Below are 13,501 nucleotides of genomic sequence, written 5' to 3'. Positions count from 1 at the left end.
CTCGGTGCTGAAAACCGACCTTTTTGAACACGCACTATAAGGAAGACTGCTCCTTGCTCTGCATGGAATTGAATTAAAGGGGACGTTGTCATTGCTGGACATCATACAATCTGATTTTTTTATACGCGCATTGATCGGGGGATTATTAATTGGCGCCATAGGCCCGCTTATGGGAATGTTTCTTGTGCTGCGTCGGTTGTCCATGATTGGGGATACCCTCGCGCATGTGACAATCGCTGGGGTAGCACTTGGGTTTCTGCTCGGCGTGTATCCGCTGGCCATGGGGCTTGTATTCGCGCTTGTGGGTGCGATTGCGATTGAGAAGCTTCGCAAAGCTTACAAAACGTACGCTGAGCTCTCCATTGCTGTCATCATGTCAGGCGGTGTTGCGCTGGCATCGCTCTTTTTTACGCTAGGAATGAACTTTAGCGCGAATGTGAACAATTATTTGTTCGGAAGTATTTATACTCTGAATGGCACTGACTTGATCGTAGTTGGGGTTGTAACCCTTATCGTTGTCGTATTTCTGCTCCTCTTCTTCAAGGAAATGTTTTTGCTTACCTTTGATGAAGATGCAGCTGCGGTAAATGGCCTTCCGGTACGAATGCTTAATATTGCCGTCACGGTGCTGACCGCGCTCGTAATTAGTGCAGCCATCAAAATTGTAGGCGCACTTCTCGTCTCGGCCTTATTAACGATTCCAGTAGCCATTAGTCTGTTTGTAGCCAAGGGATTCAAGCAGTCAGTTATCGTATCAGTGCTTGTAGCCGAAGCTGCTGTCGTTGGCGGGCTGCTGACCGCAGGGATTTGGAATTTGGCGCCAGGGGCTACGATTGTCCTATTGCTCATTGCCGTGTTAATATTGACATTGATAGCAAGAAGAGGAATTCGGGTGTGATACAGCGCCCATCTTCTTCCTGTTAGGGCAATCGACTAATACGGGGAGGCGAAGCGGTTGGGTCATATTACGGTGTGGATAGCTTTCTGGGCGGGATTTGTATCCTTTATATCTCCATGCTGTTTGCCGTTATATCCATCTTACATTTCGATCATTACGGGGATGTCGGTGAGTCAATTAAAGGATAAGCAGAATAAGCGCGAGGTTAGATGGCGCACAATGACTCACACGTTGTTTTTCATTTTAGGGATCAGTGTTGTGTTCTATACACTTGGTCTGGGCGCTACTCTGCTCGGTTCTTACTTGGCTGAATATCGAGATTTGATTCGTCAGATTTCGGCTATTTTCATTCTCATTATGGGGCTTGTGCTCATCGGTGTATTCAAGCCTCAACTCTTAATGAAGGAACGGAAGCTGGATTTTGGACAGAAGAGCGGATACTTAGGCTCCTTTTTGTTCGGGATGGGCTTCTCCGCAGGCTGGTCGCCTTGCATTGGCCCAATTTTGACTGCCATCATTTCATTAAGTGCATCTGAGCCAAGCACAGGAATGTTAATGATTACCGCCTATTGTATTGGTTTTGGTTTGCCATTCTTTATTCTATCCTTCTTCATTGGCTCAACTCGATGGCTTACGAAATATTCGGGCGTCATGATGAAGGTAGGCGGGGCAATTATGATCGTGATGGGGATACTCTTGTTCACCGATCATTTGAGTCAGCTGAATATTTGGCTGCAGCAGATTACCCCAGAGTGGATGAGAAGACTGACATAACTGACAGAACCTACATAATTAAATCATATCTACCGTGACCGCTGCCGTCTAATTTCATAGATGGAGCGGTCTTTCTATGAATTTCCATAGATCGCAGCTATGGTAAATGTCGAGCAAAACAGGTCTAAGGTTGAACTTGATCTCGAAACCATGTAAACTTAAAGATACACGATTATTTCCGTATATAAATATGCATGCTTCATTTCCCGCTAAGGGAACGTAATCTTTATTGATGTGAAATGAGGAACATATTGAAGCAGGAAGCGCTTTTGGACAAGTCGTGTAACGTGGAAGGAAATGAGGGACGCTTGATGCCTACACCAAGCATGGAAGACTATTTGGAACGTATCTATAAACTGATTGACGAGAAAGGATATGCTCGCGTATCCGATATCGCAGAAGGATTGGAAGTGCACCCTTCTTCTGTGACGAAGATGATTCAGAAGCTCGATAAGGACGATTATCTTATTTATGAGAAATATCGTGGGCTCGTGCTGACTAGCAAGGGGAAGAAGATCGGCAAGCGATTGGTGGATCGCCATCAGCTGCTCGAAGACTTCTTAACCTTGATCGGTGTAGCCGACGAGCATATTTATACAGACGTAGAAGGTATCGAGCATCACCTAAGCTGGAACTCGATTACATGCATCGAAACACTTGTTGAATACTTCCGCAGAGACCCTCAGCGCCTGCAAGCGCTTCGTGATTTGCGCAGTGAATTGGATAATGAATCGTAAAACATCTGTTTTTTGCGAAACAGATGTTTTATTTTTTGCGTCTAATAGTTGAGGGGAAATGATATTGACTCATTTTCTCGTTCAACATGGACAAGGGAGATGGAAAAAAGAATGATGAATCACGCGAAAAAAGTACTTCTCGGCACATTTGCTGCTGTTATGCTAAGTACACTTATGCCGCAGATGGGGAATGCGGCCAGCAATGACATTCGAATATTGATGAACAATAAGCAGCTTCAAACGGATGTAGCTCCTTATTTGGTGCCAGGCAAGAATGTGACGATGCTGCCATTCCGAGCAGTAGGGGAAGCTACTGGTGCAACTGTAGGTTGGGATCAGGCGAATCGCCAGGTTGAGTTCCAGAAGGATGGACACACCATTCGCTTGACGATTGGCGACAGCAATGCGGAAGTGGATGGGCAACAGGTGCAGCTCGACGTATCTGCCTCCATGCGTGGTGGACGAACGATGGTTCCGCTTCGCTTCATCAGTGAAAGTGTTGGATTGAAGGTGGATTGGAATCAGCGAGAGCGTATTATAACAATTGTCTCTGAGGGTAGCGAAGCAGCCCCTGAAGATGGCGAAGCGATCCATTCGGAATCAATGAGAGGAACGTGGATATCGACCGTCTACAATATTGATTGGCCGCAGGATCCGAAGAAGTCAGGCTTCAATGCGGAACGTCAGAAGCAGCAGTATACAAGCATGCTGGACAAGCTCCAAAAGGCAGGAATCAACGCTGTATTCGTGCAGGTGCGGCCAACTTCAGATGCCTTCTATCCTTCGAAGCTGCTTCCTTGGTCGGAATGGCTGACAGGAACGCAAGGCAAGGATCCAGGATATGATCCATTGAAATTCATGGTAGAAGAGACACATAAGCGCGGCATGCAGTTCCATGCATGGTTTAACCCTTACCGTGTAAGTGTACAAGGAGATGTATCCAAGCTGGTTAATGGTCATCCTGCGAAGGAGCATCCAGACTGGGTTGTCAAGCATCTGAACAAGCTTATCTATAATCCAGGCGTCCCAGAAGCCCGCCAGTTTGTGCTTGATTCCATCATGGAAGTTGTCAATAACTATGATATCGATGGCGTGCATCTGGACGATTATTTCTATCCATATGGTGAGGACAAGGAATCATTTAAGGATAATGATACATATGAACGCTACAACAAGGTGTTCAATAACAAGGGAGATTGGCGTAGAAATAATGTGAATGAGTTCGTTGAATCCCTGTACAAGCAGATTAAGTCGACGAAGCCGAATGTACAATTTGGTATAAGTCCGTTCGGAGTATGGCGCAACTCCAGCGCAGATCCAACCGGATCAACAACGAAGGCGGGACTTAGCAGCTATGACAATCTGTATGCAGATACAAGAACATGGATCAAGAATCATTGGATCGATTATATTGCACCTCAAGTGTATTGGCACATAGGCCACAAGGCTGCGTCCTACGACACGTTAGTGAATTGGTGGGTCAAAGAAACGGCAGGCACTGGGGTGGAACTATTTATTGGACACGCTGCCTATAAGCTTGCGGATGCAAATGAAACGGACTGGAACAGTGCAGATGTACTCATTAAGCAGTTGGAGTTCAATTCGCGAATTGATGCGGTAGCGGGCAGTATATTCTTCAGCGCTGCTGATCTGGTAAGAAATACGAAGCAGGTATCCGATAAACTTCAACAGTATTACGAGGAAAAATAGAAGAAAGCCATAATCAGAAATTATACCTTCATACATTCATATCCCCTCCTGCATGAGCATACATACAAGAAGAAGCAGTATGTGTGCGAGGAGGGGTATCCCGTGCGTATCAATGCGGTATTCGAAGGCGGGGGAGTCAAGGGGATATCGTTAGTTGGTGCAGTCCATTCAGCCGAGCAGCACGGGATGACATTCAACCGTGTCGCAGGCACTTCATCGGGTTCGATTGTAGCCTCATTTCTTGCCGCTGGCTATACTGCCGAAGAGATGGAGCGGCTCATATTAGAAATGCCTTTCTCATCCTTCTTACAGCGTGCTCCAATTTTCCAGATTAAATGGATAGGGCCAGCCATGCGGCTGATGTGGAAAAAGGGGCTATATTCAGGTGTAGCACTGGAGAAATGGGTGCATGATTGCCTGTTGAAGAAAGGGATTCGCACGTTTGGGGATTTGAAGAAGGAACAGCTAAGAATCATTGCCTCGGATATTACGAATGGGAGGCTGATGGTTCTCCCTGACGACATTGCGAACTACGGGATAGACCCAGCATCATTCCACGTGAGCAAGGCAATACGGATGAGCACAAGCATTCCTTACTTCTTCGATCCGGTGATATTACGAGCCCCATTCGAGGTGAAGAATGGCCGAACGAAAAAGTTTGCTGATCAATTCTCCTATATTGTGGATGGTGGGATGCTCTCCAACTTCCCGCTATGGCTGTTCGATGATGAAGTTGACCCGCGATCGAATCGTCTGATTCCAACGATCGGCTTTCAAATGGTAGGAAAGCAGTCTGGCCAGCCCCATCAGATTACGGGTCTCATAACAATGCTGCAGGCCATGGTATCCACCATGATCTCGGCACATGACCAGCGCTATATCGATAAGGAGAACCGATTCCGTACGATTAAGATCCCAACACTGGGTATCGGGACAACTGACTTTGATTTAACCGTTGAGCAGAGCATGGCATTATATGAGTCAGGCGAGAAAGCGGGTAACGCCTTCTTCGAACAGTGGACGAGGGAAGCTTATGAGAAGATGTATAAGGTGCATTGTTGCGGGAAGACGAAGATATAACCAAAAAAACAGCGCTTGGATGAAGGAAACTCATCTACGCGCTGTTTTTCTTTATTTAGTCTGTTGTCTGTTCTCATCCTTAGCCTTGTTGCCCTCAATGACCGTAAGTTTTGCTTGTGATCGAGGTCGTATGCGCTTCTTAGCTTGAGACGCACGTGCTGCTTTCAGCTTCGCCTCTGTACGAGGCGAGACCTTCACCTTGACGCTCTTCTTCGGCCCAAATCGATAGAGGAGGAATACAACGGCAATGATGGCGACGGGAATTAGAATGGATATAGGATCTCGAGTGAAGCTGCTAACGATTCCGATTCCAACCAACACAGCCATGAGGAGCATAAACCATCGCGGCAGTCGAGCCATCGTCATCATTCCCTTCTTGTCATAATGTTGATGTAGAATTAAGATACAGCCTGATTTGGCTGTAATTCGCGATCAAGCTCACACATGCGATTGAAGGAAGCAATCGACACTTCCACCTGATCATCTGTAGGTTCCTTCGTTGTGAGCAGTTGCAGCCACAATCCAGGATACCCAAGCCAGCGAAGCACAGGCACATTCCGCAGGGCATTCGTCAACCGCAGGAACTCGTAGGATACGCCCATGACGACCGGTATCAACAGGAGCCTTGGATAAATGCGTTCCCATAAATTATCATATGGGATAAAGGAGTAAATAACGACTCCAACGATGACGGACAAAATAATAAAACTACTGCCGCAGCGATAATGCAGCGTGCTGAACTTCTGTACGTTCTGTACCGTTAGATCTACGCCGGCTTCATATGCGGTAATTACCTTATGCTCAGCGCCATGATATTGGAACAGACGCTTGACAATAGGAGTCTTGGAAATTAGCCACAAATACCCGAGAAGGAACGCAATTTTAATGACGCCTTCAACGACAGTATGGATCACGATATTATTGAAGGTCGACCCGAAAATGAGTTCTTCAATGACAACTGGAACGGTTGTGAAAATAATTTTACTAAAGATAAGCGATAAAATTCCGACTACCGCTACCCCGACGATCATTGCAAGGTTCCATTTGGAGTCTTTGCCTGCCTCAGCAGCTTCAATTCCTTCTTCATCCTCTGCGTATTTCTCTGCAGCGTAGTTTAAGTGCTGATATCCCTTAGCACTGGCATCGAATATGCCAACAATCCCTCGGAGCAGCGGGATTCTTTTTAGCTTGGCAACCCATGCTTTATCTTTCTTTGGTACTTCGTAGAACGTAATGGATTTATCTTTGCGACGGACAGCCGTCACATTGACGTGCTTGCCGCCGAACATTACGCCTTCAATTACGGCCTGTCCACCGTAAATGGATTTCTGATCTGACAATTACTTCACCATCCCCATCTTGAATGCATTCCGCTTTGCGTGTGTACCGAAGGTGCCTCAAGTAAGAGGCACTTCACGATTTTGAAATAATAATAATTTTATTGTAGCGAATTTTGCTGGCGTTTTCCACACCATGATTGTAATCCGCCTAGGTTGGAGCATACTACATACACGTTGAGATGATCACAATTGGGAGGAATGGCAATGAATGAAAGGCAAGCAAGGGCGGAGTGTAAGAAGAATCCTACTGACCCATTATCGTTTTCTGTGCAAATCGGTTTTTTTGCCGGGCTGATATGGGGCGGGATACGTTGGCTCGCTTATACTTTCCACTTTACTTCGGTGATCCCTGGGATGATTGCGGAACCTTTTTACCCGCATAAATATTTGATCACTACCCAAGGCCAGCTAGTAGGATGGGGCGCATTCATTTTATTTTCAATCGCAGCTTCCATACTATATACACTTTTCCTACGGAAAGTACCTGGTCCGTACCCTGGGATTCTATATGGGATAGTATGGTGGGTTCTATTATATGTTGCACCCGGGCCTATGCTTGGTCTCGTGCATCCAGTATGGAGGACAACATGGAACACAATATGGACAGAATCATGTATCATGCTTGTCTGGGGATTATTCATCGGCTATACGGTAGCAACGGAGTTCAATAATGAACAGGAGCGTGAACCCGATGAGGCAGAGCGTCTCAAAATGAAGGGGGGATCGGGCTATGCCAGCGGTGGAGGACAGGGATCTGGAAAGTCAGGAAATAGAGGGCCTGACCGTGTACCCAGCGACGGAGTTGTTCATTCAGCAGCAAGAAGTGATTCTGGGGAAGAGGCGCATGAATACCCAGAGCGACGCAAGCCTAAACCGATCATGTAGCTAAATGCGCGATGTCATGCGGGGTTTGCTGTATTGACGCTTCTCATTTTCTGCATCGTATGTTAAAATACGTGAGGATTCGTCTGTTGACGGTACGCTTGAGAGGTGGAATCATCATGGCTTGTTACTTGTTATTGAACGGACCGAACTTGAATATGCTCGGCATTCGCGAGCCTGGTGTCTACGGGAGCGAATCGTTGGCTGCGATTGAAGCACGGCTTACAGAGATGGCTGCATCTTGGGGCGTTTCACTGGAATGCTACCAGAGCAATCATGAAGGAGCGCTCATAGACCGCATCCATGAGGCATATGGGACATGCGACGGTATTGTCATTAATCCGGGAGCACTTACGCATTACAGCTATGCATTGCGAGATGCATTAAGTGCAGTTCGCATTCCGACAGTGGAAGTTCATATGTCCAACATACATAAGCGGGAAGAGTTCCGGCATGTGTCTGTAACCGCTCCTGTAGTGGTAGGACAAATTGCGGGATTCGGAGCATTAAGCTATGAGTTGGGATTGTCTGCACTGCATCAGTATGTGTCCTCACAACGGGCAGAAGGTTAATCTCAAGGGTGACGGAACAATGCAAAGTCGGGAGATGATGAGAAGATGAGCCAATCACGTTTGACTCGTTTAAGAGAAGCAATGGGGATGAAAGGCTTGGAAGCCATGTTCATCACAAGTGCGGTGAACCGTCGTTACATGACAGGATTTACAGGTTCATCCGGCTATGTGCTGATTACGCAAGACCGCGCAGTGCTGCTGACGGATTTCCGCTATATGACACAGGCGCCGCAGCAAGCTGTTGATTATGACGTTGTTGAACACGGCGCGAAGATGACAGATACGCTGAAGCAGCTTCTGTCTGATATGCATATTAGTCGTCTAGGGTTCGAACAGGATCACGTCGCATTCGCAACTTATACAGGATATCAAGGACAGCTCGAAGGCATCGAACTTGTACCTGTATCTGGGCTGATCGAAGATCTTCGCATGATTAAGGATGAGGGAGAATTGGCGATTATGCGCGATGCTGCTCAGCTTGCGGATCGTACATTCAGCCACATTCTGAACTTCCTCAAGCCAGGCGTATCCGAGAAGGATATTGCGCTTGAGATGGAATTCTTCATGCGTAAGAATGGAGCAACATCGAGCTCCTTCGATACGATCGTTGCATCTGGCGAACGATCCGCATTGCCGCATGGTGTTGCAAGTGATCGCATCATCCAAGGCAACGAGTTCATTAAGCTTGACTTCGGTGCTTTGTACAATGGGTATTGCTCAGACATTACACGTACGGTAGTACTGGGTAAGCCGACTGACAAGCATCATGAAATTTATAACATTGTTCTTGAAGCACAGATGAATGCAATTCAACATATTCGTCCGGGGATGACTGGACGCGAGGCGGATGCCTTAACTCGTGACATCATTAAGGGTTACGGATATGGTGACCATTTCGGACACAGCACTGGTCATGGCTTGGGTATGGAAGTTCATGAAAATCCAAGATTGGCATTCGGAAGCGATACGGTGTTAACTCCCGGTATGACCGTTACGGTGGAGCCTGGTATCTATATTCCAGGATTCGGCGGTGTACGTATCGAAGACGATATTGTGATTACGGAAGACGGGATTGAAATAATAACACAATCAACGAAACAACTGCTCGTATTAGACATGTAGTGACGGGCGCAGTTCAGTAGATATCTAACCGGTACACTGAGCATCGAACGTATTTCATTACGGTTAATCGGGGTTGCCATGCATGTAGGAGGGAATTTAGAGTGATTTCAGTAAACGATTTTAAAACAGGTTTGACGGTAGAAGTAGATGGAGATATCTTTACAGTCTTGGATTTCCAACACGTTAAGCCAGGTAAAGGTGCTGCGTTCGTACGCTCCAAATTGAAAAACTTGCGTAACGGCAACGTTACGGAGAAGACGTTCCGTGCAGGTGAAACAATCGGCCGTGCGCAAATCGATAACCGCGAAGTACAATACCTGTACAACAGTGGTGAAGAGTATACATTCATGGACAATGAGTCCTACGACCAATTCTCCTTGGACAAGAGCCAATTGGAATGGGAATTGAACTTCTTGAAAGACAACATGATCGTTAACATCGTAAGCTATAAAGGTGAAATCCTTGGTATCAACATGCCGAACAACGTTGAGCTTAAGGTAGTTGAGACAGAGCCAGGAGTTAAAGGCAACACGGCTCAAGGTGCAACGAAGAACGCAACAGTGGAAACTGGCTTGAACGTTCAAGTGCCACTCTTCATCAACGAAGGCGATGTACTGCTTATCGATACACGCGAAGGCAAGTACATTTCTCGTGCCTAATTATTGAATAAGATTTTTAATAAGCCCTGAGTGCCCTGTGCATTCGGGGCTTTTATAATTTAACGTACCGCATTGGTAAAATTGTGCTATAATATGCTATTAAAAGAAAGTGCAAGCATTTCTAGTTCATAGGGTGGGAGTGAGTCAGTGTGGCACTATACGTCATGAAGTTCGGAGGCAGCTCAGTAGGAGATATTGAGAGAATGAAGCGGGTTGCCAAACGAATCGTAGAAAAAAAACAAGAAGGCCACAAGTGTGTTGTTGTTGTATCAGCAATGGGAGACACGACGGACGAATTAATCGATCAATCGAAAAGCTTGAATGAGAATCCTCCTGCGCGTGAAATGGATATGCTGCTCACGACAGGCGAGCAAATCTCGGTAGCGCTGTTATCCATGGCCATCCATCAGCTTGGTCACCAGGCGATGTCTATGACCGGATGGCAGGCTGGTTTCCGAACAGACGGTACATACGGCAGGGCACGTATTGTCGACATACAGTCTGAACGGGTGAAGAATGCACTGCAGGAAGGTCAGATTGTAATTGTGGCTGGATTCCAGGGGATGTCGGAAGTCGGAGAAATAACAACATTAGGCCGTGGAGGCTCGGATACGACAGCCGTTGCGCTGGCTGCTGCTATTCAGGCGGATGTATGTGAGATTTATACGGATGTTGACGGCATATACTCTACAGATCCTCGAATCGTAAACTGTGCCCGGAAGCTAAAGGAAATATCCTATGACGAAATGCTGGAGCTGGCTCACCTAGGGGCAGCCGTACTGCACCCGCGTGCAGTAGAATACGCCAAGCACAATTCAGTGTGTCTTGTTGTTCGATCCAGCTTTAACTACAATGAGGGGACAATCGTGAAGGAGGAAGCTACAATGGAACAGGGTGTAGTCGTTAGTGGCATCGCATATGATAAGAATGTAGCGCGTATTAGCATTTTGGGCGTCGCTGATTTGCCGGGAGTATTGGCGAAGGTATTCGGAGCGCTTGCAAATGAACATATAGATGTAGATATTATTGTACAGAGCGGTGTATTAAACGGTGAGGCAGACTTCTCCTTCACGACAGCACTTGCTGATTGTGAGCGAGCAGTATCCGTTATTGAGAACATTCGCGGTGAGGTTCCATACCGTGAAGTTACATCGGAGCGAGATTTGGTGAAAATTTCGATCGTAGGGGCTGGTATGGTTAGCCATCCAGGTGTTGCTGCTAAAATGTTCGACATCATCTCCCGGACGGGAGTCAGCATTAAAATGGTGAGCACCTCTGAAATTAAAGTATCCTGTGTTGTGGCAGCTGATAACCTGCATGATATTATCCGCGCTCTTCATACAGGCTATGGCTTGGACACAATGGAAACAGCATTCGTAGGCGGTCCTCAAGACCGTAGATAATGGATGGACTGCATATTTTAGAACTTATCAATAATCCATCTGCTTATCTGCAATAATAGTGCGGTTATACCGGCGGCCATTAATGGCCCTACCGGAATGCCGCGCAGTAGAACGATCCCGATGATTGACCCAGCCACTAGGCCGACAATCATTTGCGGATCGTTTTTTAATAGCTCCAGTCCCTTGCCATTCATAGAGGTGGCAATAGCACCGCCCGCAAGTGCCATCATACCCGGCCAGGAAGATAGGGCTGACCATAGATCGTGGGTAGTGATTCGCTCTGCCGCAAAGGGAACAAGCACGGCGATGGTAAGAAATAATAACCCGAACTCCAATCCCCGACGTTCAATGGTGGGAAGATAGCGCTCTAAATGGACAAGCTTAACGATTAGCAATATACATGCGGCAGTCGTAATAATTGGAGATCGGCTAACGAGACCTATGAGTATGAGCGTAACGAGTACAAATTCACCATTCATGTATCATGCTCCTCAAGAGAGAGTTGTTCATACCATCGTGCTGATATGCTGTAGTCATTTTCAATGTATGAACAAGCCCCTCTGCTTTAGAACATAGACCGTCTGGCGCCCTGCTCGTAATTGTGACGTTTATGATGATATAAACGGCTTCATCGTGTGGTTGTCTGTAAGAATGGGGACGAGTGAATACGTATTGACCGTTGCACAGAACTCTACATCTTTTGCGAAGCCAAGCTTGCATAGTCTCTTGCCGCCCGAACATTGTTGAAGCGCTTCTGGAATACGATTCGCATAATACTGATAGGAGCTGTGAACGGTATATCCGACATCATTCATGGTTAGTTCGTTTGCATTACCCATACAGCGTTGCAACTCCGCAATTATAAGTCCGGCGCATAGGCCGTCCTCGAAGGCGAATTCATCTTGTGCGCCTGAACAGAGCAATGCCACATCCTTGCGCAGTTTGCATGCAGCATGTGCAGTAGCTTGCGCATTAATGATTGCTCCGGCTAATATATAGTCTGCTTTCAATGCTTTCTGGATGGCACGCGTACCATTTGAAGTTGTTAGCACGATTCGCTTGCCTTCTATGCTGTTCGACATGTATTCATAAGGGGAGTTCCCTGCGTCGAATCCTGATATTTTTTTGCAGTAGCGTTCCCCAGCTAATACATCCTCATCTTTGGCAATTTGTTTGGCTTGGGATACCGTCTCAACGGGAATGACGCCGGAAGCGCCATAATGAAGGGCAGTGATGATCGTGCTTGTTGCACGAAGTACGTCGATTACAATCACCGTGCGATGTGTCAAATCTATTGCTCGTGCCTCATTTACGCTAAGAATGACATCGATATGCATGTTGGTTCCCCCCTTTTTTATAATTCTGGTTACGTGTATCGAACAATTAGATCATGTATTGAGATTGAACCATGGCGCTCATTGTATCTGAACGCAGTCCTCTGCGGAGTGCTTCGAAGGCAATAATGTCATGTGGGGATACGTTGCCAATATTCGCCTGCAAACCAACCGTTCGCAAGATTTCAACCTGCTGCTCCTTGTGTGGAGCTTCCCACATCAGTCGGCTAGGCGTATGCACTGCGGAGACAATACGATTGACCAATGAGGTATCACAACTGCCGCTGCAATCATACACGCCAACCCCCACACCAGATTCTCTTCCCTCAAGTGTCATCCATTCGGCTCCGTGAGCAAGATCTTCTGTAAAGGTCTCTACGATATCGGAGAGAACAAATGGTGTTGAATTATCCTTCTTGCCATACTCTGTACAAACAAGCAGTCCTTCCTCGCTAGCGCGGCGGATGAGCGCATTCCGCTCCTTGCGGGTTAATGTGATTGTGCCGTCCGACACCTCAACTCCCGTAAAACCAGTCACTCTCATCATATGAAAAAAAGCATCCACCATGCCTTGCGCGACAGCAATTTCTAAAAACGTACCTCCAGGAATGACAATAACATCATGACGTGCTGCGGCTTCCAGCTTGGTGCTAAGCAGAGAAAGAGGCGTAACGGCAGAGGTTCCAAACCCCAGCTTAATGACGTCGATGTGCTCGTGAGCGAGCTCCAGCATATCCGTAAATTCGCTCATTCCCATTCCTTTGTCCATGACCATCGTCATTCCCGTGGTACGCGGCTTCGCAGTACGTATTCCGCTTGGATCAATTAATCGACTCGGCCAACAGCCAACTTGGTTGTCAGTGAAGCTCATGGTTTACAATCTCCCTCATCTCATGAAGATAGTCAAACTATGAAGTCAATATATGCATACCTCATCTGACAGGTGCCTAGTTGCCTGTATGTGCGTGTTCAAAAAGGCCGGTTTTCAGC

15 protein-coding genes are annotated in these 13,501 nt (G+C 46.8%); 10 read left to right on the top strand and 5 right to left on the bottom strand.

All coding sequences use genetic code 11. The features are described 5' to 3' along the window. The first annotated feature begins 91 nt into the window (after positions 1–91). The 5 genes from BBG47_RS25355 (at position 92) to BBG47_RS25335 (ending at position 5,199) form a co-directional block, all read left to right on the top strand. A complete protein-coding gene (locus tag BBG47_RS25355; RefSeq protein ID WP_021253007.1) occupies positions 92–898 on the top strand; it encodes a metal ABC transporter permease in 807 nt (268 codons plus the stop codon). Positions 899–955: 57 nt separating this feature from the next. After that, positions 956–1,672 (top strand): cytochrome c biogenesis CcdA family protein, encoded by a 717-nt coding sequence (locus BBG47_RS25350; protein ID WP_021253006.1) that lies wholly within the window; start codon positions 956–958, stop codon positions 1,670–1,672. 311 nt (positions 1,673–1,983) lie between these two features. Continuing rightward, positions 1,984–2,409: a transcriptional regulator MntR gene (gene mntR / locus BBG47_RS25345; protein ID WP_021253005.1), complete on the top strand. Its 426-nt coding sequence runs from the start codon at positions 1,984–1,986 to the stop codon at positions 2,407–2,409. Positions 2,410–2,520: 111 nt separating this feature from the next. Further along, positions 2,521–4,119, top strand: a complete 1,599-nt coding sequence (locus tag BBG47_RS25340) for a family 10 glycosylhydrolase (RefSeq protein ID WP_254659925.1) — start codon at positions 2,521–2,523, stop codon at positions 4,117–4,119. A 102-nt stretch (positions 4,120–4,221) separates the two neighbouring features. Further along, the gene (locus BBG47_RS25335; protein WP_065294052.1) at positions 4,222–5,199 is read left to right on the top strand and encodes a patatin-like phospholipase family protein; all 978 of its coding nucleotides are present in this window, start codon (positions 4,222–4,224) and stop codon (positions 5,197–5,199) included. Positions 5,200–5,250: 51 nt separating this feature from the next. On the opposite strand, the gene BBG47_RS25330 is transcribed toward BBG47_RS25335, so the two are convergent. Together BBG47_RS25330 and BBG47_RS25325 are read right to left on the bottom strand one after the other, a co-directional pair. Beyond that, positions 5,251–5,559 carry a hypothetical protein gene (locus BBG47_RS25330; protein ID WP_065294054.1) on the bottom strand — a complete coding sequence of 103 codons (309 nt, stop codon included), beginning with the start codon at positions 5,557–5,559 and terminating at the stop codon, positions 5,251–5,253. A 38-nt stretch (positions 5,560–5,597) separates the two neighbouring features. Beyond that, positions 5,598–6,488, bottom strand: a complete 891-nt coding sequence (locus BBG47_RS25325; RefSeq protein ID WP_065294053.1) for a DUF1385 domain-containing protein — start codon at positions 6,486–6,488, stop codon at positions 5,598–5,600. A gap of 255 nt (positions 6,489–6,743) precedes the next feature. Here BBG47_RS25325 and BBG47_RS25320 point away from each other — a divergent pair, with 255 nt between their 5' ends. From BBG47_RS25320 to BBG47_RS25300, 5 genes are all read left to right on the top strand, one after another. Continuing rightward, the gene (locus tag BBG47_RS25320) at positions 6,744–7,424 is read left to right on the top strand and encodes a YqhR family membrane protein (RefSeq protein WP_065294051.1); all 681 of its coding nucleotides are present in this window, start codon (positions 6,744–6,746) and stop codon (positions 7,422–7,424) included. Between the two features lie 116 nt (positions 7,425–7,540). Next, positions 7,541–7,993 (top strand): type II 3-dehydroquinate dehydratase, encoded by a 453-nt coding sequence (aroQ, locus tag BBG47_RS25315; protein WP_065294050.1) that lies wholly within the window; start codon positions 7,541–7,543, stop codon positions 7,991–7,993. Between the two features lie 45 nt (positions 7,994–8,038). Continuing rightward, complete coding sequence (locus tag BBG47_RS25310) at positions 8,039–9,115, top strand: M24 family metallopeptidase (protein ID WP_021252998.1); 1,077 nt, start codon at positions 8,039–8,041, stop codon at positions 9,113–9,115. Between the two features lie 101 nt (positions 9,116–9,216). Continuing rightward, positions 9,217–9,774 carry an elongation factor P gene (gene efp / locus BBG47_RS25305; protein ID WP_021252997.1) on the top strand — a complete coding sequence of 186 codons (558 nt, stop codon included), beginning with the start codon at positions 9,217–9,219 and terminating at the stop codon, positions 9,772–9,774. Between the two features lie 149 nt (positions 9,775–9,923). After that, positions 9,924–11,177, top strand: a complete 1,254-nt coding sequence (locus tag BBG47_RS25300) for an aspartate kinase (RefSeq protein WP_021252996.1) — start codon at positions 9,924–9,926, stop codon at positions 11,175–11,177. A 17-nt stretch (positions 11,178–11,194) separates the two neighbouring features. On the opposite strand, the gene BBG47_RS25295 is transcribed toward BBG47_RS25300, so the two are convergent. The 3 genes from BBG47_RS25295 to comA all read right to left on the bottom strand — a co-directional run bounded on the left by BBG47_RS25295 (position 11,195) and on the right by comA (position 13,382). Then, positions 11,195–11,656 carry a DUF441 domain-containing protein gene (locus tag BBG47_RS25295; RefSeq protein WP_021252995.1) on the bottom strand — a complete coding sequence of 154 codons (462 nt, stop codon included), beginning with the start codon at positions 11,654–11,656 and terminating at the stop codon, positions 11,195–11,197. A 129-nt stretch (positions 11,657–11,785) separates the two neighbouring features. After that, the gene (locus tag BBG47_RS25290) at positions 11,786–12,514 is read right to left on the bottom strand and encodes a 2-phosphosulfolactate phosphatase (RefSeq protein ID WP_065294049.1); all 729 of its coding nucleotides are present in this window, start codon (positions 12,512–12,514) and stop codon (positions 11,786–11,788) included. Positions 12,515–12,560: 46 nt separating this feature from the next. Further along, on the bottom strand, positions 12,561–13,382 hold the full coding sequence (gene comA / locus BBG47_RS25285) for a phosphosulfolactate synthase (RefSeq protein WP_065294048.1): 822 nt from the start codon (positions 13,380–13,382) through the stop codon (positions 12,561–12,563). Positions 13,383–13,501 lie beyond the last annotated feature (119 nt).

Source organism: Paenibacillus sp. KS1 (assembly GCF_001680695.1).
Classification (GTDB): domain Bacteria; phylum Bacillota; class Bacilli; order Paenibacillales; family Paenibacillaceae; genus Paenibacillus_B; species Paenibacillus_B suaedae.
Note: the sequence above shows the minus strand (reverse complement) of the source record. Positions and strands in the feature narration are given on the sequence as shown.

What these genes read in the sequence shown, in the direction of transcription:
- BBG47_RS25340 (WP_254659925.1), top strand. Translation starts at nt 2,521, where the DNA reads ATGATGAATCACGCGAAAAAAGTACTTCTCGGCACATTTGCTGCTGTT.
- BBG47_RS25330 (WP_065294054.1), bottom strand. Translation starts at nt 5,559, where the DNA reads ATGGCTCGACTGCCGCGATGGTTTATGCTCCTCATGGCTGTGTTGGTT.
- comA (WP_065294048.1), bottom strand. Translation starts at nt 13,382, where the DNA reads ATGAGCTTCACTGACAACCAAGTTGGCTGTTGGCCGAGTCGATTAATT.
- aroQ (WP_065294050.1), top strand. Translation starts at nt 7,541, where the DNA reads ATGGCTTGTTACTTGTTATTGAACGGACCGAACTTGAATATGCTCGGC.
- BBG47_RS25310 (WP_021252998.1), top strand. Translation starts at nt 8,039, where the DNA reads ATGAGCCAATCACGTTTGACTCGTTTAAGAGAAGCAATGGGGATGAAA.
- BBG47_RS25325 (WP_065294053.1), bottom strand. Translation starts at nt 6,488, where the DNA reads ATGTTCGGCGGCAAGCACGTCAATGTGACGGCTGTCCGTCGCAAAGAT.
- mntR (WP_021253005.1), top strand. Translation starts at nt 1,984, where the DNA reads ATGCCTACACCAAGCATGGAAGACTATTTGGAACGTATCTATAAACTG.
- BBG47_RS25320 (WP_065294051.1), top strand. Translation starts at nt 6,744, where the DNA reads ATGAATGAAAGGCAAGCAAGGGCGGAGTGTAAGAAGAATCCTACTGAC.
- BBG47_RS25295 (WP_021252995.1), bottom strand. Translation starts at nt 11,656, where the DNA reads ATGAATGGTGAATTTGTACTCGTTACGCTCATACTCATAGGTCTCGTT.
- BBG47_RS25290 (WP_065294049.1), bottom strand. Translation starts at nt 12,514, where the DNA reads ATGCATATCGATGTCATTCTTAGCGTAAATGAGGCACGAGCAATAGAT.